Raw genomic sequence first — 17,588 nt, forward strand, 5'->3', positions numbered from 1 at the left:
TCAAGGTCGCCATAAATGGCGACCGTACAATGGCCTGTAGGGTGCGCATTCATGCGCACCGATAATTACGCCAGGCGCGGATAGGCGTCAGCAATCTTGTCGCCGGTGAAGTTGGCGATCCAACCTTCCTGGTTATCAAAAATACGGATTGCCGTGAAGTGCGGCTCAGAACCCATATCGAACCAGTGCGCGGTTCCCTCTGGCACCGAGATCAGGTCATTCTTCTCACACAGAATCTGATACACCTCATTGCCAATGTGCAGGCAGAACAGGCCAGATCCTTCAACGAAGAAACGCACTTCATCTTCGCTGTGGGTGTGTTCATTGAGGAACTTCTCGCGGAGTACCTGTTTGTTGGGATTGTCCGCACGCATGCTCAGCACATCCCAGCTCTGATAGCCCTTCTCAGCCACCAGACGATCAATCGCATGTTGATACGCTTTGATCACCGTTTCCGCGTCAGGATCGTTACCCAGATCGCGATCCGCTTCCCAGCGTTCAAATCTAACGTTTTTGGCATTTAGTCGCTCGCGAATGGCTTCAGCATCGGTGCTGTGCCAAACCGGCTGACTGGCTTCGGTATCGCTAAAAATGGTCAGTGCACTCATGTTAAATCGACTCCGGTTTAATCTGGGAAAAATCATTCACCTGATGATGACGGCTGGCGTTATCCGCCTCGCCACGAATTAACTGCAATGTGTGCCAACCCGCCTCTGCTGCCGCATCGAGTTCCTGATGAATATCCGACAGGAACAACAAGGAAGAGGGGGCAAGGCCAATTTTTTCGGCAATATTGCGATACGATTGCACCTCACGTTTCGCACCAACGGCCGTATCAAAATAACCGCTAAACAACGAGGTTAAATCACCTTCGTCGCTGTAGCCAAATAACAGTTTCTGCGCGGGGACCGATCCCGAGGAATAAACGTACAAAGCAATCCCCTGCTGCTGCCAGCGCTCAAATGCGGGCAGCACATCCGGATAGAGATGACCGGTGAACTGACCTTCAACATAGCCTGCGCGCCAGATCATGCCCTGTAGCGCTTTCAGGCCGGGGGATTTGCGGTCCTGATCGATGTAACCCAGCAGCGTAGTGATCACCTCTTCCAGCGTCGCCTGTGGCGCGTCGGACTCGGTGCGTACCGCATTCAGTGCCGCAATCACCTGTTCATCCGCCTGATTCTCGCGGACAAATGTTGCCAGATGCTGGCGCGCATAGGGGAACAGAACGTTGTGCACAAACTGAATATCGCTGGTGGTGCCTTCAATATCCGTAACAATCGCGCGAATCATTTGGCCTCCAGCAGGCGACGGTGTAGTTCACATTCGAACAGAAATTCCAGACCTTCCAGATGACGACGCGCTTCATTGACGTCTTTCCCCCAGCAGGTTAAACCATGGCCACGCAAAAGAAATCCGTATTGCAGCGGCGTATCCGCGGCAAAGGCTTCAATGCGCTGTGCCAACGCATCGATATCCTGGTCGTTATCAAACAGAGGAATCGAGACGGTATTGAGGTGTGTGTCTTGACCGGCGAGGGTTTTCTGCATCTCGTAGCCACTCAGCAACAGCGCACTGCCCTTCTCGACCCGTGACAGCACGGTGGAATTAACGGTGTGCGTATGCAGCACGGCCCCCGCTTGCGGGAACAGACGATAGATTAAGGTGTGCAGCCCGGTCTCTGCTGAAGGTTTACGTCCCGAAGGCACAAGATTGCTGGCAATTTCTACCTGAATAAAGTCTTCACGCGTCAGGTTACCTTTGTCTTTGCCTGATGCGCTCAATAAGCAGTATTCCGCATCCTGGCGTACCGACATATTACCGCCGGTGGCAGGCGCCCAGCCTTTGGCGCCAATCCAGTGGCAGGCGGCCACTAAATGTTCCAGTGGGAGAAAATCCGTCATAGCGATGTACAGGCTCCGCAGGTTAGATTTAGACGTCTAAGCGTCTCGATTGCCAAATATTACCATCCTGTTTATAGTGGCAGCAACACAGGGTTTCTCCGCATCGACATTCGCGCTTAAGGCCACTAAATAATGACGCAGCTCAACCTGATCCCCGAGAGCAAATTACCGGCGCTCGGCACCACGATTTTTACCCAAATGAGCGCCCTTGCCGCGCAGCACAACGCCATCAATCTGTCACAAGGTTTCCCGGACTTTGATGGCCCACACTATTTGCAGGAGCGCCTGGCCTATCATGTCAGCCAGGGCGCAAACCAATATGCACCGATGACCGGTGCGTTACCACTGCGCGAAGCGATTGCCGATAAAACCGTTGAGCTTTACGGCCATAAACCCGATGTTAACAGCGATATCACCGTCACTGCCGGTGCAACGGAAGCGCTGTATGCCGCGATTACGGCGTTGGTGCGTCCGGGCGATGAAGTGATCTGTTTTGATCCCAGCTATGACAGCTACGCGCCTGCGGTGCAATTGGCTGGCGGCGTATTAAAACGTATTGCATTGCAGCCGCCAGGGTTTCGCGTTGACTGGCCTGCCTTCCGCAGCCTGTTAAGCGCTAAAACCCGCTTGGTGATCCTGAACACGCCACACAATCCTTCTGCCACGGTGTGGCGTAAGAGTGATTATGCCGAGCTGTGGCAGGCCATCGCCGAGCAGGAAATCTATGTGCTGAGCGATGAAGTTTACGAACATATCTGCTTCGATGAAGAGGGCCATGCCAGCGTATTAGCCCACGCTGAACTGCGTCAGCGCGCCATTGCCGTCTCCTCTTTCGGCAAAACCTTCCACATGACCGGCTGGAAAGTGGGCTACTGTATCGCGCCTGCGGCTATCAGCGCGGAAATCCGTAAAGTGCATCAGTATCTGACGTTTTCGGTCAACACCCCGGCACAGTTAGCAATTGCCGACATGCTGCGTCAGGAGCCGGAACACTATCGCGATTTACCGACGTTTTATCGTGCACGCCGCGATTGTCTGGTGGATGCCTTGTCCTCCAGCCGCTTCAAAGTGCTGCCGTGCGAGGGCACCTACTTTGTATTGCTGGACTACAGCGCGATTTCCGATCTGGATGACGTCAGTTTCTGCCAGTGGCTGACTAAAGAAGTCGGCGTGGCAGCCATCCCGCTGTCGGTATTCTGTGCCGATGCTTTCCCGCACAAGCTGATCCGCCTGTGCTTTGCCAAACAAGAAGCGACGCTTATCGCCGCTGCGGAGCGTTTATGTCAGCTTTAAAAATTACCGTTCTGCAGGAAACCCTGAGCTGGATGGATGGCGCGGCTAATTTGCGCCATTTTGACGGCGTGCTGAAAGGCATTGAAGGCCGCGATCTGATTCTGCTGCCGGAAATGTTTACCACCGGCTTTGCTATGGAAGCCGCGGAAAGTTCGCTGCCGCAAGAGCAAGTAGTCGAGTGGTTGCACCATCATGCCAAAGCCAGCAATGCGCTTGTCGGCGGGAGTGCAGCCATTCAAACGGAAAAAGGGGCGGTTAACCGTTTCCTGTTGGTGGAACCGAATGGCACGCTGCATCAGTACGATAAGCGCCATCTGTTCCGCATGGCGAATGAGCATCAGCACTATGTACCGGGTGAGACGCGTGAAGTGTTTACCTGGCGCGGCTGGCGTATTCTGCCGCAGATTTGCTACGACCTGCGTTTCCCGGTGTTCTCCCGTAATCACAACGATTACGATCTGGCGCTTTACGTTGCCAACTGGCCTGCACCGCGTGCCCTGCACTGGCAGTCTCTGCTGTTAGCCCGTGCCATTGAAAATCAGGCTTACGTGGCTGGTTGTAACTGCGTTGGTAGCGACGGCAACAGCCATCAATACAGTGGCGATAGCCGGATTATTTCGCCATTGGGTGAGATTCTGGCCGCAGGCGAGCCTTTCGCCCGCACCCGCCTGGATGCAGAGCTGTCGCTGGATGATCTGCAAGCCTACCGCGAACGCTTCCCGGCGTGGCGCGATGCCGATGCGTATACGTTGAAGTAATAAAAAACCCCGGCAAGCCGGGGTTTTTTATTTATCTGAACAGCATTACAAATCGAAGCGGTCCAGGTTCATCACCTTGGTCCAGGCGGCGACGAAGTCATTCACAAACTTCTGTTTGGCATCGCTACTGGCGTACACTTCGGCCAGCGCACGCAGGATGGCGTTGGAACCGAATACCAGGTCTGCACGTGTTGCGCTGTACTTCACTTCACCACTGGCACGATCGCGGCCTTCAAACAGCTCGCTGCTTTCATCCGTTGCGCGCCACGCGGTGCGCATATCCAGCAAATTAACGAAGAAGTCATTGCTCAATACGCCAACGCGATCGGTGAACACGCCATGCTGGCTGCCATCAAAGTTGCTGCCCAGCACGCGTAAGCCACCGATCAATACCGTTAATTCCGGTGCACTCAGCGTCAGTTGTTGGGCTTTATCCAGCAGCAGGGTTTCGGTAGAAGAACCACCTGCGATACGACGATAGTTGCGGAAACCATCGGCCAGAGGCTGCAGCACATCAAACGACTCGACATCGGTTTGATCCTGACGCGCATCCACACGCCCCGCCGTGAACGGTACCTGCACCGCCACGCCAGCGGCGGCGGCCGCTATTTCAATGCCGACACTTCCCGCCAGCACAATCACATCTGCCAGTGAGGCTTTGCCTGACGCTTGCTGAATTTTTTGCAGCGCTGGCAGCACATCGTTAACCACGCTGGCATTCACCGCCCAGCCGTTTTGCGGTGCCAGTGCCAGACGTGCACCGTTGGCACCACCGCGCTTATCACCACCACGGAAGGTTGAGGCTGAAGCCCAGGCCACAGAGACTAACTGGCTGGCGCTTAAGCCGGAAGCCGCAATTTTTGCTTTCAGATCGGTGATATCGTCCGCTGTTGGCTGATGCGTGGCCGCCGGTAACGGATCCTGCCACAGCAGATCTTCCTTCGGCACTTCAGGACCGATGTAACGCGCTTTTGGCCCCATATCACGGTGGGTCAGTTTGAACCAGGCGCGGGCGAAGGCTTCATTGAACGATTGTGGGTCGTTAAGGAAGCCGCGTGAAATTTTCTCAAATTCAGGATCAAAGCGCAGCGTGAGGTCGGTCACCAACATGGTGGGTTTGCGCTTCTTCTCCGGATCAAAGGGATCGGGGATAATCGCTTCAGCATTCACCGCTTCAAACTGGATCGCACCCGCCGGGCTGTGAGTCTGTACCCATTCGTATTTGAACAGGTTCTCGAAGAAGTAGTTGCTCCACTGGGTTGGCGTCTGCGTCCAGACCACTTCAAGACCAGAAGTGATGGCGTCAGCACCGGCACCACTGCCGTAACTGCTGTTCCAGCCTAAGCCCTGCGCTTCCAGCGGTGACGCTTCAGGATCGACACCGACGTGGCTGGCGGCAGCCGCACCGTGCGTTTTCCCCAAGGTATGACCACCGGCAATCAGCGCGACGATCTCTTCATCGTTCATGCCCATATTACCGAAAGTGGCACGAATCGCCGGTGCCGCTGACTTTGGATCGCCGCTGGCTTCAGGTCCTTCCGGGTTAACGTAGATCAGGCCCATTTCGGTAGCACCGACCGGTGCGTTCGCCAGGCTCTCTGGATGACGATGCGCCAGCCACTCTGTCTCATTACCCCAATCCACATCCAGATCCGGTTCCCATACATCTTCACGACCTGCACCGAAACCAAAGGTGCGGAAGCCCGCATTTTCCAGCGAGACGTTACCCGCCAGGATGTAAAGGTCGGCCCAAGAGATTTTCTGGCCATACTTTTGCTTCACCGGCCACAGCAGGCGACGCGCTTTATCGAGGCTGACGTTATCCGGCCATGAGTTAAGCGGTGCAAAGCGCTGCTGACCACGGCCCGAACCGCCGCGACCATCTACGGTACGGTAGGTACCGGCACTGTGCCACGCCATGCGAATGAACAGCCCAATATAGCTGCCCCAGTCGGCTGGCCACCAGGATTGAGAGTCGGTGAGGATGGCACGAATGTCGGCTTTTAGCGCCGGGTAATCCAGCTTGCTGAACTCGTCGCGATAGTTGAAGTTTTCATTTAGGGGATTGGAACGGTTGGAGTGTTGATTCAGCAGATCGACACGCAACATATTTGGCCACCAGTCACGGTTGGATGTCCCGTTTCCTGCGCCGCGTGCCAGTACGCTTTTTTCTTCGGATGCCCCATGATGGAAGGGACATTTACCTGAGGCTGCTACATTATCGTTATCATTTGACATGCTCATTTTCGGCTCCGTTAGCTTCTCGTTGTGCAATTAAGATAACCGCACATAATGATAGCTTAAACTTGGAATAACCGAAGATTTTGATAGTTTTAGTCTTTCAAAAGAAGAGTGTGAAGTGCCACACATAACATCGGCTTGTTGATGGCGAGGTGCGCATAAAGGTGCTCCCTACAGTCCCGCACCAGCGGTCGCCATTTTTGGCGACCGCTGGTGATACAGAGACCGATCAACTCCCGCGATACGTCGACCACGACCACGGCGAAATCAGGAACGGCAGATGAAAATGGCTACCCGCTGTACTAATCACGAAATCAATTTGCGCGCTGACATACAGGGCATCGCGGCCATCCGCGGCAAAGTAGTCACCAATTTCGGCGGTGAGTCGGTAATGGCCAGGCGCCAAGGGTTCTGGCGTGAGATCTTTCAGGCGGCCATCACTGTCGGTTTCCCCTTCCGCCAATGGCAGCCAGCCTTCCGGACTATTCTGCTCCAGCGAAATGGCCACGCCAATCGCGGGTTTACCCAACGCGGTGTCCAGAATGTGCGTAGTAATGGTGCTCATACGATGCTCTCCTTTAAGCGTAACAGAGTGATTTCCCGCAACTGCGTCAGCGCTTCTTGCTGCTCGGTTTCATCATCATTGTTGAGCCTGCGCTGCAACTCCGCCAGCATCTCCTCGCCACTGCGTCCTTTGGCTCGGATCAAAAACACCCGACCAAAGCGCTGCTCATAGGATTGATTGCCCGCCAGCATGGCAAATTGTAATGCGCCATCAGCCTTCTGCATCGCTGACTGCTCATTGCGCGACAATGACGCCTCTTTACCCACACCTTGCGCTTTTTCACCAATGCGAGGATGAGCACTTAACGCTTGCTCCAGTTCTGCACGTTGCCAATTCTGCGCCAGGCGATCGGCTGCGCTGTGCAGCGCGGCCAGATCGTCAAAAGGACGTGCAGCAACCACCGCCCGTTGCCAGCTGGGAATCGCCACGCAGTGTGCTATCGCAACCTGCGCATCGGCGTCAGCGGCCTGATTAAAACTTGCCAGATCCATGCCATCACTCCCTCAACTACGCGCCAGATCGCACACCGCTTGCAGATACGCCTGCACACCATAGGCCACGTCAACCGTTTGTACGGACTCCGCCGGATGATGGCTGATGCCGCGATGATTACGCACAAATAACATCCCAACCGGCCAGCGTTCTGCAATCGCTATCGCATCGTGACCGGCACCGCTCGGCAACGACACACTGCGGCCCTGTACGGTTTCGACGGCGTGGCTCAAGGCCTGCTGTAAGCGCGCATCACAGGTGGTGGCAGCAATGCGATAAAACTCGTTCGAGGTAAACGTCAGGCCACGGCGCAAGGCAATCGCTTGTGCCTGGGTTAACAGCATCGACTGCAAACGCTCCAGCGGCTCATCCACTGGACCACGGACATCCAGCGACAGTTGAACCTCGCCAGGGATAACGTTCACGGCGCCCGGTAAACAGTTTAAGGTGCCGACGGTGGCGACCAGCTGTGGATCTTGCTCACGTGTGGTCTGCTCAACAAACACCATCCATTCCGCCGCAGCGGCCAGCGCATCTTTACGATGTGCCATCGGCACGGTGCCTGCGTGACCTGCCTCACCGATAAAACTGCAGTTCAGGCGGCGTGCACCGTTGATGGCGGTGACGACTCCCAGCGCCAGATCTTCCTGCTCAAGACAAGGCCCTTGTTCGATATGCAGTTCAAGGTAAGCAGCAATATCGTTCACGTCACGTGCCGCCTGCATAATCTTTGCCGCATCCAGCCCAACATCCTGCATCGCTTCCGCAACCGTAATGCCGTTTCCATCTGGGTGCGTCACCCAGCTTTCTGGCCAGGTGCCGGTAATACCGCGACTGCCCAGCAGCGTGATACCAAAACGCGTGCCCTCTTCATCGCCGAAGCCGACGATCTCAATCGCCAGCGGCAGCCGCTGTTGATGGTCGTGTAACCACTGTACCGTTTCGATGGCACTCAGCACGCCCAGCATGCCGTCATAACGCCCCGCGTTGCGTACGGTGTCGAGATGGGAGCCCAGCAATAGCGCTTTCGCTCCCGGTTCTGCCGCTTCATAACGGCCGCAGATGTTGCCGACCGCATCCTGCCAGGTGGTCATGCCAGCCGCCTGCATCCACTCTGCGACACGGGCATTGGCACGAACCTGCTCAGGGGACAAATAGACGCGCGTCAGGCCATCTTCACTTTCGCTGATCTCAGCCAGTGCATCGCAGCGCGTCATGACACGAGCGGCGGCGGCTTGCGCCTCGCTGGCGGTCATCAGGCTGTTGCTCATGCGTGGCTCCCATAATGATCCCACGCGGCCTGCAATGCTGCGCCCTGAGTGGAACGGAAACCAACGTGATTGAGCACGGCTTCCAGCGCGCTCAGCGTTTGCATCACGCAATCTTTACGCGCGTTGTAACCCATGGTGCCGATACGCCACACTTTGCCGTGCAGAGGACCAAATGAGGTACCGATCTCAATGCCGAAATCTTCCAGCACCAGCTTGCGCACCTGATCGCCATTCACACCCTGCGGGATCACCACGCCGAGCACATTATTCATCTTGTGTTTCAGATCGCCAAAAGTCTCAAGCCCCATGCCCTGAATGCCTTTCAGCAACGCCTCACCGTGCAGTTTATGACGCGCGATACCGTTATCCAGACCTTCCTGCATCATCAGACGTGCGCATTCACGTGCACCGAACAGGGCAGTGGTGGCTTCAGTGTGGTGGTTGAGACGTTCTGGTCCCCAGTAATCCATGATCATGCCGAGATCGAAATAGTTGGAGTAGATCATCTCGTCGTCGCCATCCTGATGATCCGCCGTACGAATGCCTTCTTCGACACACTTACGTTTGCGGATCACCGCTTCCATTTGCGGGCTGAGGGTGATCGGCGAGGTGCCAGAGGGGCCACCCAGGCATTTCTGCATACCTGCGGAAACCGCATCCAGTCCCCACGCATCGGTCTCCAGTGCGTTGCCGCCCAGTGACGCGGTAGCATCGGTATAGAACAGCACACCATATTTCTGGCAGATCGCACCCAGCTGCTCCAGCGGTTGCAGCATGGTGGTGGAGGTATCGCCTTGCACTGTCAACAGCAGACGCGGCTGTACCTTTTTGATCGCATCTTCGATCTGATCCGGCGTGAAGACTTCACCCCACGGCACCTCAATGGTATGCACTTCAGCACGGCAACGGCGGGCAATCTCACACAGCAGATGACCAAAGCGGCCAAATACCGGCACCAGCACTTTGTCACCCGGTCGGATGGCGGAGAGCAAAATCGCTTCAATGCCTGCGCGTGACGTGCCATTAATCAGCATGGTCCAGCGGTTTTCGGTACGGAATACGCCACGGTAGAGCGCCATCACTTCATTCATGTAGTGCGTCATCGCCGGATCGTACTGCCCCAGCAACTGGCTCGACATGGCGCGCAGCACGCGCGGATCGGCATTAATCGGGCCAGGCCCCATCAACAGGCGCTGCGGCGGATTGATTTGCGAAAACTGACTGATATCCATGGTGTATTCCTTATTGAAAACTTAGAGGCGCACGGTCGAAATAAACTGCTTCAGCTCAGCGGTTTGCGGGTTAGCGAACAACGTTTTGCTGTCGCCCTGCTCCCAAACGCGCCCCTGATGCATAAAGACCACGCGATCGCCCACATCACGGGCGAAGTTCATTTCGTGGGTAACGAGGATCAGCGTCATGCCTTCGGCAGCGAGTTGCTCCAGCACTTTCAACACTTCACCCACCAACTCGGGATCGAGCGCCGAGGTGATTTCGTCACACAATAAAACTTTCGGCTGCATTGCCAGCGCACGGGCGATCGCCACACGCTGCTGCTGGCCGCCAGATAAATTGGCCGGGTAATAATTCAGACGCTCGCCGAGGCCGACTTTTTCCAGCATCTGTGCCGCCAGTTCTCGGCATTCGGCTTCACTCTTTTTCAGCACACGACGCGGGGCCAGCATCACGTTTTCCAGCGCGGTCATGTGTGGGAACAAGTTAAAGTTCTGAAACACCATCCCCACCGAGCGGCTGATTTCGCGCGCTTGTGATTCACGGTCAGTGATGGTCATCCCGCCGAGTTTGATGCTGCCTTCCTGATAGCCTTCCAGCCCGTTCATGCAGCGCAGTAAGGTGCTTTTGCCTGACCCGCTGCGGCCGATGATCGAGATCACTTCACCGTGATCGACGTCGAGATCGACCCCTTTCAACACATGGTTGTCGCCGTAGTACTTCTGTACCTGATTAATGGTGATGAGCGGCATTGAATTTTTTCTCCAGGTACTGGCTGTAACGCGACAGCGGATAACACATCAGGAAGTAACCCAGCGCCACCAGGCCAAACACCTTGAAGGGCTGATACGTCACATTGTTCAAAATGGTGCCGGCTTTAGTCAGCTCAACGAAGCCGATAATCGATGCCAGGGCGGTGCCTTTAATCACCTGCACCGCAAACCCCACTGTGGGCGCGATGGCGATACGAATCGCTTGCGGCGCCACAACGCGGTACAACGTCTGTCCAAAATTCAGGCCGAGGCAGCGTGAAGCTTCCCACTGGCCTTTCGGCAAGGCACGAATACTGCCGTGCCAGATATCCACCAAAAATGCGCTGGTGTAGAGGGTTAACGCCAGTGAGGCTGCGGTCCAGGGTGCCACGTCAATGCCGAACAAGCCCACGCCAAAGAAGGCAAGAAACAGCTGCATTAACAGCGGGGTGCCCTGAAACAGCTCGGTGTAGCAGCGAATCACGCGCGTCAGCCAAGGGCGCTTCAACAGGCGTAAAAACAGCAGCGGTAAGGTCACCAGCGTGCCGCCAAAGAAGGCCACCAGCGACAGTAAAATCGTCCAGCGCGCCGCCAGCAGCAGGTTGCGCAGGATGTCCCAGTCGGTAAACGTTGTCATGCGGGCTGCGCTCCAAACCATTTACGTCCCAGCGCCAGCAGCAGCTGTCGCATGGCAATCGACAACGCCAGATAGATCAACGTGGTCACCAGATAGACTTCAAAGCTCAAAAAGGTGCGTGACTGAATCAGGTTGGCGGCGAAGGTCAACTCTTCATAAGACACCTGAGACACCACCGAAGAGCCGAGCATCACAATGATGCACTGGCTCACCAACGCTGGATAAATACGCTGCAGCGAGGGCGGCAACACCACGCGAATAAAGGTCTGGGTGCGGCTTAAACCCAATACCCGGCCAGCTTCCCACTGCCCGCGCGGCGTCACCTGAATTCCGGCACGAATAATTTCGGTGCTGTAGGCGCCGAGGTTAATCAACATCGCCAGCAAAGCAGCTTCGCCCGCCGTCAGTTTCAGACCAAGATTGGGCAAACCAAAGACGATAAAGAACAGCTGCACCACGAATGGCGTGTTACGAATCAGCTCGACATAGACGCCCCAGATACGGCTTGCCCAACTCGGTTTGCCACTGCGCAACGCCGCACCGAGAATGCCCAGGCTAACGCCGCCTACCGTGGCTAATACTGTTATCTGAATCGTGACCCACAGCCCGGCCAGCAACTCTGGCCAGTGCGGCCAGAGATCTGCAAAATTGAGTTGCCCAATCATCGTGTTATGCGCCGAGGTTGGCTGGCAGTGGTGCTTTCAGCCACTCTTCCGACAGCTTGTTCAGGGTGCCGTCTTTGATCCCCTGCTCAATCAACGCATTCACTTTGTCTTTCAGCGCCGGCTCGTCCTTCTTCAGGCCGATAAAGCACGGTGAATCTTTCAGCATGAACTGTGGCACTGGCGCTTTTTCCGCGTTCTGGCGGGCAATCGCAGCAACCACCAGGTTGCCAGTGGCAACATATTGCACCTGTCCAGACAGGTAAGCCGAGAGCGTGGTGTTGTTATCTTCATAACGTTTCACCTGCGCATCTTTCGGAGCAATATCGCTTAACACCATGTCTTCTACCGCACCGCGGGTGACGCCGATGGATTTGCCGCTCAATGCTGCGGCATCCTTCAGTGGCTCACCTTTCGGACCGAATACGCCGAGGAAGAACGGTGCGTAAGCACGGCTGAAATCGATCACTTTCTCGCGCTCGGCGTTTTTACCCATGCTCGAAATCACCAGATCGACTTTATCGGTTTGCAGATAAGGCACACGGTTGGCACTGGATACGGGAACCAGCTGCAACTTCAGTTTCATCTGCTTCGCGAGGTATTTGGCCATATCGATGTCGTAGCCTTGTGGCTGCAAATCGGTACCTACTGAACCAAACGGCGGGAAGTCCTGAGGCACCGCAACGCGGATCACGCCACGCTTTTGGATATCCTGCAGCTGATCGGCCATGGCGCTGCCAACCTGAGCCATCAACAATGCTGCGCCTGCCACTGCCAGTAAAACTTTCTTCATTATGCACCCCGGTGAGTTTTCGTGAAACAAAAGATTCTTTATAAATCGATTTGCAACTAATGTGCCAACCAAACGCAAGGGAAGTGAAAGTCAGAAAAATCGAATGAATGCTGAGTTTTAGGCAAAAAAAACGGGCTTAGCGCCCGCAATTTTTTACGATCAAAAAAGGTGCAAAGCACCAAATTGGTGCCCCTTATCGGTGTTCCAACTCATCAAGGTGTTGATAAAGATCGGCTATCTGATGGATACGCTGGCGGCCCTGCGACAACATTTCATGCAGTAACGCATTGGCCAGCAGATTGATCAGACTCATTGCAGAGGCATAGCTATCAAAGGCGGAGACGCTATCCAGTGGCGCGCATAATTGCCAGGACGCCAGCGTGATGATGCCCTGCGCCTGCGGCTCACACAGCGCCAGCACAGGAATGTTGCTCTGCTGCAGTTGCTGCATCAGCGGGCGAATAATGCGTGGTCGACGACGAAACGCCATCACCACCACCATGTCCTCTGGCGTGATATCCACCAGCTCTTCGCCCAGCGTCTGACCAGGCTGCGGCAACACGTGCACCTGCGGGCGCGCCTGCATCAGCTGCTGACGCAAGTGCAAGGCCACCGGATAGGCGTTACGCATACCGATGATAAACACCCGTTTTGCCGCCCCCAGCGCCTGAATCACCTCGCCAAATTGCTGGGGATCGATGCTGTTGACCCACTGCGTCAGGTTAGCCATCTCCTGCTTATAGTGACGTGACAACAGCGTGTTACCTTGCACCGCATCACGGTTATCGGTCAGTGGCATGCCGCTTTGGCGCAACACGCGTAACTCGTCGCGCATGTCCTTGTATTTCTCATAGCCCAAACGTTTGAACAGGCGGCTGACTGTGGCCTTAGATACCCCGCTAAGCCTTGCCAGCTCTGCGCTGTTGTAGCTAATCAGGTCATCAAAATGGTCAAACACAAAATCAGCAATGCGCTGCTCTTGCGGCGACAGTTGCGGATAGTGACTGCGAAGGCGTTCATCAAGCTGTTTCATCATTGGTCCTGTAACTTTCGTTTCATCACAAGCTAGCATAAATCGATCCAGATTAGGTGTTCGTCTAAAACTGGAACAGCTCTTGCTTGAATCTTTTCACCAACGGGCTAAGTCGGCTGGTACGCATAAATGCGTACCCTACAAAAAAGACTGTGCAACCGTAGGGTCGCCATTTATGGCGACCGCTAACAATGCGCGCGCAAATACGCACCCTACAAAGCAATATTCGAGAAGAGTTGATTATGATACAGAGCAACATGGCCCCGCTTGGGATGGCCGTCACCCCACATCATCTCGCCAGTGAAAGCGCTCTCGCGGTGCTGCGCGAAGGCGGGAGCGCCATTGAAGCGATGGTCGCTGCCGCTGCGACTATCGCGGTGGTTTATCCGCACATGAACGGTTTAGGCGGCGATGGCTTTTGGCTGGTCGTTCCGCCAAATGGTGATCCGATAGCCATTGATGCCAGTGGTGCAGCAGGCGCGCTGGCGCATCTCGACTTCTATCATGGTGAAAGTCATATCCCACATCGCGGCCCGAAAGCGGCGTTAACCGTCGCGGGCACGGTCAGTGGCTGGCAGGAAGCGTTAACGCTGGCGGCTGAACTGGGTACCACTCCACTGCCGCTTTCACGTTTGCTGCGCGACGCCATCCGTTATGCCGCCGACGGTATTCCCGTCACCGCCTCACAAGCTGCCGCCACCGCTGCCAAGCAACATGAGTTGCTGCACCAGCCTGGTTTTGCTGCCACCTTCTTACCCGACGGCACCGTGCCCGCGGCAGGCAGTCGCTTCACCCAGCCTGCGCTGGCCAATACGCTCAGCCTCCTCAGTGAGCAGGGTTTAGAGAGTTTCTATCGCGGCGAACTGGCACATCATCTGGCGCGTGAAATGACCGCGCTTGGTATGCCCATCACGCTGGAAGATTTGCAAAAGCAGCAGGCGCGTCGCTGTACGCCACTGCATCTGGCACACAGCGAGGGTGATCTCTGGAATATGACGCCGCCCACGCAAGGACTGGTATCGCTGGCGATCCTGGGCATCACCGATCGCCTGAATATGGCAGAGGCGGATGAAGCCCAAACTGTGCATCGCATCGTTGAAGCCACCAAAAAAGCCTTTGCGCTGCGTGACAAACACATCACCGATCCCCGCCACATCGACTTCAATGTGCAGGATCTGCTGGATGCTGAACACCTCGCCTCACTGGCGGCACAGGTTGATGATCAACAAGCGGCACCCTGGGGCACCGGAAAAGGGCCTGGCGATACCGTGTGGATGGGCGTGATGGACAGCAGCGGTCTGGCGGTCTCCTTTATCCAGAGTATCTACCATGAATTTGGCAGCGGCGTGGTGCTACCCGGCACCGGCATCACCTGGCAGAACCGCGGTGCCGCATTCAGCCTGCAGCCAGGCCACATGCTGGCGCTGGCACCCGGCAAACAACCGTTCCACACCCTCAATCCCGCAGCCGCTCGTCTCAAAGATGGCCGCACCATGGTGTACGGATCGATGGGCGGCGATGGGCAGCCACAGACGCAGGCCGCCATCTTTACCCGTCATGTGATCCAGGGCCAGCCATTGCAGCAGGCCGTAAGTGCGCCGCGCTGGTTGCTGGGACGTACCTGGGGCCAGTCCTCTGACTCACTCAAACTGGAATCGCGCATCGCACCTGAAACGGTAGAGCAACTGCGTCAGCTCGGTCACGAAGTGGAGTTATTGCCCGACTTCAGCGAAGTGGTCGGCCATGCAGGGGCGATAGTCAGACACAATAACGGCATGCTGGAAGGTGCGTTCGATCCACGCAGCAACGGCAGCGCCGCCGGTTTCTAAGGAGATAACGATGAGTACACAACCGGACTGGGCCACCTATATCGCCCAAATGGAACAGATCCTGGCACTGGAGTTAGATGACGCACGCCGTGCCGAACTGCTCATCCAGTTTAACCGTATCGCGGCCATGGCCGAGCCATTGATGGCCTTCCCGCTTGATGATCGACTGGAAGTGGCAGGAGTATTCCATCCATGAAACTGGCCTCGCTATCGATCAAAGCCTTAAACCAGGCCCTGAATCAGGGTGAGATCTCCGCCCGTGAGGTGGCTGAACAAACGCTGAATGCCATTGAGCAGCATAATCCGGCGATCAACGCCTGGACCGAAGTCACCGGGCAGCGCATGCTGCGTGAAGCCGAACAGGTTGATGGGCAACGCCAACGCGGTGAAGTGTTACCGGCTCTGGCTGGCATTCCTTATGCGGTGAAAAACCTGTTTGATGTTGCCGGGCACAGCACCCTGGCCGGTGCCAGCCTGTTCAGTGAGCGCGCAGCGGCACGCGAAGATGCCTGGGCCGTCAGCAAGTTGCGTCAGTCTGGTGCCCTGCTCTCCGGCATGCTCAACATGGATGCCTACGCATACGGTTTTACCACTGAAAATACCCACTACGGTGCCACCCATAATCCCCGCGATCTGACTCGGATCGCTGGCGGATCTTCAGGTGGTTCTGCTGCAGCGGTGGCGGCGGGCTTAGTGCACTTCTCGCTGGGCACCGATACCAACGGTTCGATCCGTGTGCCTGCCTCGCTGTGTGGTATCTATGGCCTGAAGCCGACCTTTGGTCGTTTGTCACGAAGCGGCAGCCATCCGTTTGTTGCCAGTCTCGATCATATCGGTCCCTTTGCCCGCTCAGTCGAGGATCTGACCCTGGTGTATGACGCGCTGCAAGGTCGTGACCCTGCTGATGCCTTCCAGTCTGAACAGCCTTTGGCTCCGGCCAGTGATGGTTTAAGCAAAGGCGCTGAAGGCATACGCAGTGCGGTGCTGGGCGGTTTCTTCTCTACCTGGTGCAGCGATGAAGCACGTGCTGCCGTCACGGCGGTGGCGCAAGCGCTCAATGCCAGTGAAGAGGTGACCATGCCGAATGCGGAAATCGCCCGCTCAGCGGCCTTTATCATGACCGGTGTGGAAGGCGGAAATCACTATCTGCCGGCGCTGCGGAGGATGCCAGAGCAATTTGAACCTAACTCGCGCGAGCGCCTGCTGGCAGGTGCCATGTTGCCTTCCGCCTGGTATGTGCAGGCTCAGCGTTTCCGTCGCCACTTCCAGCAGCAAGTCTTACCGCTGTTTGAGCAGTTTGATGTGCTGATCGCACCTGCCACGCCCTGCACGGCCACCACTATCGGACAAGAAACCATCCATATAAACGGTCACGATTTGCCAACGCGCGCCAGCATGGGCATGTTAACCCAGCCAATTTCATTCCTCGGTCTGCCGGTGTGTACCGTTCCGTTGCAAACCGCCAGTGGATTGCCGATTGGCCTGCAGCTGATTGCGGCTCCGTTTAAAGAACACCTGGCGCTGCGCGCAGCCTGGGCACTCCAGCAGCAGGGGCTGACCCTGCCACAAACCACCTTAATGGACGCTTAACCATGAAAGCTGAACATATTGACCGTCCGGCCGTGCTCGCCGAAGTGACCGCCGCGTTTTACCGCTACGAAGAGGCGCTGGTGAGTAACAATGTTGAGGTGCTGGATGAGTTGTTCTGGCATGATGAGCGTACCGTACGCTTAGGTGCCGGTGAGAATCTTTATGGTATTGATGAGATTCGTGCGTTTCGCGCCGCACGCCCCTCTAAAGGTTTGGATCGCACCTTGCGTAACACCGTGATCACCACCTTTGGCGATGACTACGCGGTGTGCAGTACCGAATTCACCCGCGAGGGCGTGGAGAAGATTGGCCGCCAGCAGCAGACGTGGATCCGCATGCCTTATGGCTGGCGTATTGTGGCTGCGCAGGTGAGTTTGATGAGTTGATTGCAGGGTCAGCATGAATGCTGACCTGAAAGTCCTGGTGCGCGTTAGGGTACAACCGGGCACATGGGTAACAGATCAGACCGGGCACATAGGTAACACTTTTGTGCTCAGTCGATTCGAATAATACTTCTTTCTGCCCGGTCATAATA

Annotated in this window: 19 protein-coding genes; 6 read left to right on the forward strand and 13 right to left on the reverse strand. The window is 56.0% G+C overall.

Annotation, left to right across the window (positions count from 1 at the left end):
• Positions 1-65: 65 nt before the first annotated feature.
• The 3 genes from ACPUC8_RS16255 to ACPUC8_RS16265 are packed head-to-tail and all read right to left on the reverse strand — an operon-like array spanning position 66 to position 1,904.
• On the reverse strand, positions 66-608 hold the full coding sequence (locus ACPUC8_RS16255) for a 1,2-dihydroxy-3-keto-5-methylthiopentene dioxygenase (protein WP_039333177.1): 543 nt from the start codon (positions 606-608) through the stop codon (positions 66-68).
• A gap of 1 nt (position 609) precedes the next feature.
• The gene (mtnC, locus tag ACPUC8_RS16260; protein WP_494926836.1) at positions 610-1,293 is read right to left on the reverse strand and encodes an acireductone synthase; all 684 of its coding nucleotides are present in this window, start codon (positions 1,291-1,293) and stop codon (positions 610-612) included.
• A complete protein-coding gene (locus ACPUC8_RS16265) occupies positions 1,290-1,904 on the reverse strand; it encodes a methylthioribulose 1-phosphate dehydratase (RefSeq protein WP_039333182.1) in 615 nt (204 codons plus the stop codon). Before ACPUC8_RS16265 ends, mtnC begins: the two co-directional genes overlap by 4 nt.
• 132 nt (positions 1,905-2,036) lie before the next feature.
• On the opposite strand from ACPUC8_RS16265, the gene ACPUC8_RS16270 reads away from it, so the two are divergent.
• Positions 2,037-3,197: a pyridoxal phosphate-dependent aminotransferase gene (locus ACPUC8_RS16270; protein ID WP_039333184.1), complete on the forward strand. Its 1,161-nt coding sequence runs from the start codon at positions 2,037-2,039 to the stop codon at positions 3,195-3,197.
• The gene (locus ACPUC8_RS16275) at positions 3,185-3,955 is read left to right on the forward strand and encodes an amidohydrolase (protein WP_494926837.1); all 771 of its coding nucleotides are present in this window, start codon (positions 3,185-3,187) and stop codon (positions 3,953-3,955) included. The genes ACPUC8_RS16270 and ACPUC8_RS16275 overlap by 13 nt, the downstream gene beginning before the upstream one ends.
• A gap of 45 nt (positions 3,956-4,000) precedes the next feature.
• Here the strand turns inward: ACPUC8_RS16275 and katG are convergent, their stop codons facing one another.
• From katG to hpxU, 10 genes are all read right to left on the reverse strand, one after another.
• Positions 4,001-6,199, reverse strand: a complete 2,199-nt coding sequence (gene katG, locus ACPUC8_RS16280; protein WP_494926838.1) for a catalase/peroxidase HPI — start codon at positions 6,197-6,199, stop codon at positions 4,001-4,003.
• A gap of 226 nt (positions 6,200-6,425) precedes the next feature.
• A complete protein-coding gene (gene uraH, locus ACPUC8_RS16285) occupies positions 6,426-6,761 on the reverse strand; it encodes a hydroxyisourate hydrolase (protein WP_039333190.1) in 336 nt (111 codons plus the stop codon).
• A complete protein-coding gene (uraD, locus tag ACPUC8_RS16290; RefSeq protein WP_058972914.1) occupies positions 6,758-7,252 on the reverse strand; it encodes a 2-oxo-4-hydroxy-4-carboxy-5-ureidoimidazoline decarboxylase in 495 nt (164 codons plus the stop codon). The genes uraH and uraD overlap by 4 nt, the downstream gene beginning before the upstream one ends.
• A 12-nt stretch (positions 7,253-7,264) precedes the next feature.
• A complete protein-coding gene (gene hpxK, locus ACPUC8_RS16295) occupies positions 7,265-8,524 on the reverse strand; it encodes an allantoate amidohydrolase (protein ID WP_494926839.1) in 1,260 nt (419 codons plus the stop codon).
• Positions 8,521-9,756, reverse strand: coding sequence for a pyridoxal-phosphate-dependent aminotransferase family protein (locus ACPUC8_RS16300; protein ID WP_283229239.1), 1,236 nt, complete (start codon positions 9,754-9,756; stop codon positions 8,521-8,523). The genes hpxK and ACPUC8_RS16300 overlap by 4 nt, the downstream gene beginning before the upstream one ends.
• Before the next feature lie 21 nt (positions 9,757-9,777).
• Positions 9,778-10,509 carry an amino acid ABC transporter ATP-binding protein gene (locus tag ACPUC8_RS16305; protein WP_039333202.1) on the reverse strand — a complete coding sequence of 244 codons (732 nt, stop codon included), beginning with the start codon at positions 10,507-10,509 and terminating at the stop codon, positions 9,778-9,780.
• Positions 10,490-11,146, reverse strand: a complete 657-nt coding sequence (locus ACPUC8_RS16310) for an amino acid ABC transporter permease (protein ID WP_058972917.1) — start codon at positions 11,144-11,146, stop codon at positions 10,490-10,492. The genes ACPUC8_RS16305 and ACPUC8_RS16310 overlap by 20 nt, the downstream gene beginning before the upstream one ends.
• Positions 11,143-11,811, reverse strand: coding sequence for an amino acid ABC transporter permease (locus ACPUC8_RS16315; protein ID WP_058972918.1), 669 nt, complete (start codon positions 11,809-11,811; stop codon positions 11,143-11,145). Before ACPUC8_RS16315 ends, ACPUC8_RS16310 begins: the two co-directional genes overlap by 4 nt.
• 4 nt (positions 11,812-11,815) lie before the next feature.
• The gene (locus ACPUC8_RS16320; RefSeq protein WP_039333205.1) at positions 11,816-12,601 is read right to left on the reverse strand and encodes a transporter substrate-binding domain-containing protein; all 786 of its coding nucleotides are present in this window, start codon (positions 12,599-12,601) and stop codon (positions 11,816-11,818) included.
• 193 nt (positions 12,602-12,794) lie between these two features.
• Positions 12,795-13,634: a MurR/RpiR family transcriptional regulator HpxU gene (gene hpxU, locus ACPUC8_RS16325; RefSeq protein ID WP_039333206.1), complete on the reverse strand. Its 840-nt coding sequence runs from the start codon at positions 13,632-13,634 to the stop codon at positions 12,795-12,797.
• 242 nt (positions 13,635-13,876) lie between these two features.
• Between hpxU and ACPUC8_RS16330 the strand changes: the two genes are divergently transcribed.
• The 4 genes from ACPUC8_RS16330 to hpxZ are packed head-to-tail and all read left to right on the forward strand — an operon-like array spanning position 13,877 to position 17,439.
• Positions 13,877-15,463 (forward strand): gamma-glutamyltransferase family protein, encoded by a 1,587-nt coding sequence (locus ACPUC8_RS16330; protein WP_494926840.1) that lies wholly within the window; start codon positions 13,877-13,879, stop codon positions 15,461-15,463.
• 10 nt (positions 15,464-15,473) lie between these two features.
• Positions 15,474-15,659, forward strand: a complete 186-nt coding sequence (gene hpxX / locus ACPUC8_RS16335; protein WP_039333209.1) for an oxalurate catabolism protein HpxX — start codon at positions 15,474-15,476, stop codon at positions 15,657-15,659.
• Positions 15,656-17,053, forward strand: a complete 1,398-nt coding sequence (locus ACPUC8_RS16340) for an AtzE family amidohydrolase (protein WP_058972919.1) — start codon at positions 15,656-15,658, stop codon at positions 17,051-17,053. Before hpxX ends, ACPUC8_RS16340 begins: the two co-directional genes overlap by 4 nt.
• Before the next feature lie 2 nt (positions 17,054-17,055).
• Entirely contained in the window at positions 17,056-17,439 is a 384-nt protein-coding gene (gene hpxZ / locus ACPUC8_RS16345) for an oxalurate catabolism protein HpxZ (RefSeq protein WP_039337061.1), read from the forward strand.
• The last annotated feature ends 149 nt before the right edge of the window (positions 17,440-17,588 follow it).

This window comes from Pantoea sp. CFCC18177 (assembly GCF_059412425.1).

Excerpts from the sequence above, each read along its gene's own strand:
- ACPUC8_RS16255 (WP_039333177.1), bottom strand. The coding sequence starts at position 608 with ATGAGTGCACTGACCATTTTTAGCGATACCGAAGCCAGTCAGCCGGTT.
- mtnC (WP_494926836.1), bottom strand. The coding sequence starts at position 1,293 with ATGATTCGCGCGATTGTTACGGATATTGAAGGCACCACCAGCGATATT.
- ACPUC8_RS16265 (WP_039333182.1), bottom strand. The coding sequence starts at position 1,904 with ATGACGGATTTTCTCCCACTGGAACATTTAGTGGCCGCCTGCCACTGG.
- ACPUC8_RS16270 (WP_039333184.1), top strand. The coding sequence starts at position 2,037 with ATGACGCAGCTCAACCTGATCCCCGAGAGCAAATTACCGGCGCTCGGC.
- ACPUC8_RS16275 (WP_494926837.1), top strand. The coding sequence starts at position 3,185 with ATGTCAGCTTTAAAAATTACCGTTCTGCAGGAAACCCTGAGCTGGATG.
- katG (WP_494926838.1), bottom strand. The coding sequence starts at position 6,199 with ATGAGCATGTCAAATGATAACGATAATGTAGCAGCCTCAGGTAAATGT.
- uraH (WP_039333190.1), bottom strand. The coding sequence starts at position 6,761 with ATGAGCACCATTACTACGCACATTCTGGACACCGCGTTGGGTAAACCC.
- uraD (WP_058972914.1), bottom strand. The coding sequence starts at position 7,252 with ATGGATCTGGCAAGTTTTAATCAGGCCGCTGACGCCGATGCGCAGGTT.
- hpxK (WP_494926839.1), bottom strand. The coding sequence starts at position 8,524 with ATGAGCAACAGCCTGATGACCGCCAGCGAGGCGCAAGCCGCCGCCGCT.
- ACPUC8_RS16300 (WP_283229239.1), bottom strand. The coding sequence starts at position 9,756 with ATGGATATCAGTCAGTTTTCGCAAATCAATCCGCCGCAGCGCCTGTTG.
- ACPUC8_RS16305 (WP_039333202.1), bottom strand. The coding sequence starts at position 10,509 with ATGCCGCTCATCACCATTAATCAGGTACAGAAGTACTACGGCGACAAC.
- ACPUC8_RS16310 (WP_058972917.1), bottom strand. The coding sequence starts at position 11,146 with ATGACAACGTTTACCGACTGGGACATCCTGCGCAACCTGCTGCTGGCG.
- ACPUC8_RS16315 (WP_058972918.1), bottom strand. The coding sequence starts at position 11,811 with ATGATTGGGCAACTCAATTTTGCAGATCTCTGGCCGCACTGGCCAGAG.
- ACPUC8_RS16320 (WP_039333205.1), bottom strand. The coding sequence starts at position 12,601 with ATGAAGAAAGTTTTACTGGCAGTGGCAGGCGCAGCATTGTTGATGGCT.
- hpxU (WP_039333206.1), bottom strand. The coding sequence starts at position 13,634 with ATGAAACAGCTTGATGAACGCCTTCGCAGTCACTATCCGCAACTGTCG.
- ACPUC8_RS16330 (WP_494926840.1), top strand. The coding sequence starts at position 13,877 with ATGATACAGAGCAACATGGCCCCGCTTGGGATGGCCGTCACCCCACAT.
- hpxX (WP_039333209.1), top strand. The coding sequence starts at position 15,474 with ATGAGTACACAACCGGACTGGGCCACCTATATCGCCCAAATGGAACAG.
- ACPUC8_RS16340 (WP_058972919.1), top strand. The coding sequence starts at position 15,656 with ATGAAACTGGCCTCGCTATCGATCAAAGCCTTAAACCAGGCCCTGAAT.
- hpxZ (WP_039337061.1), top strand. The coding sequence starts at position 17,056 with ATGAAAGCTGAACATATTGACCGTCCGGCCGTGCTCGCCGAAGTGACC.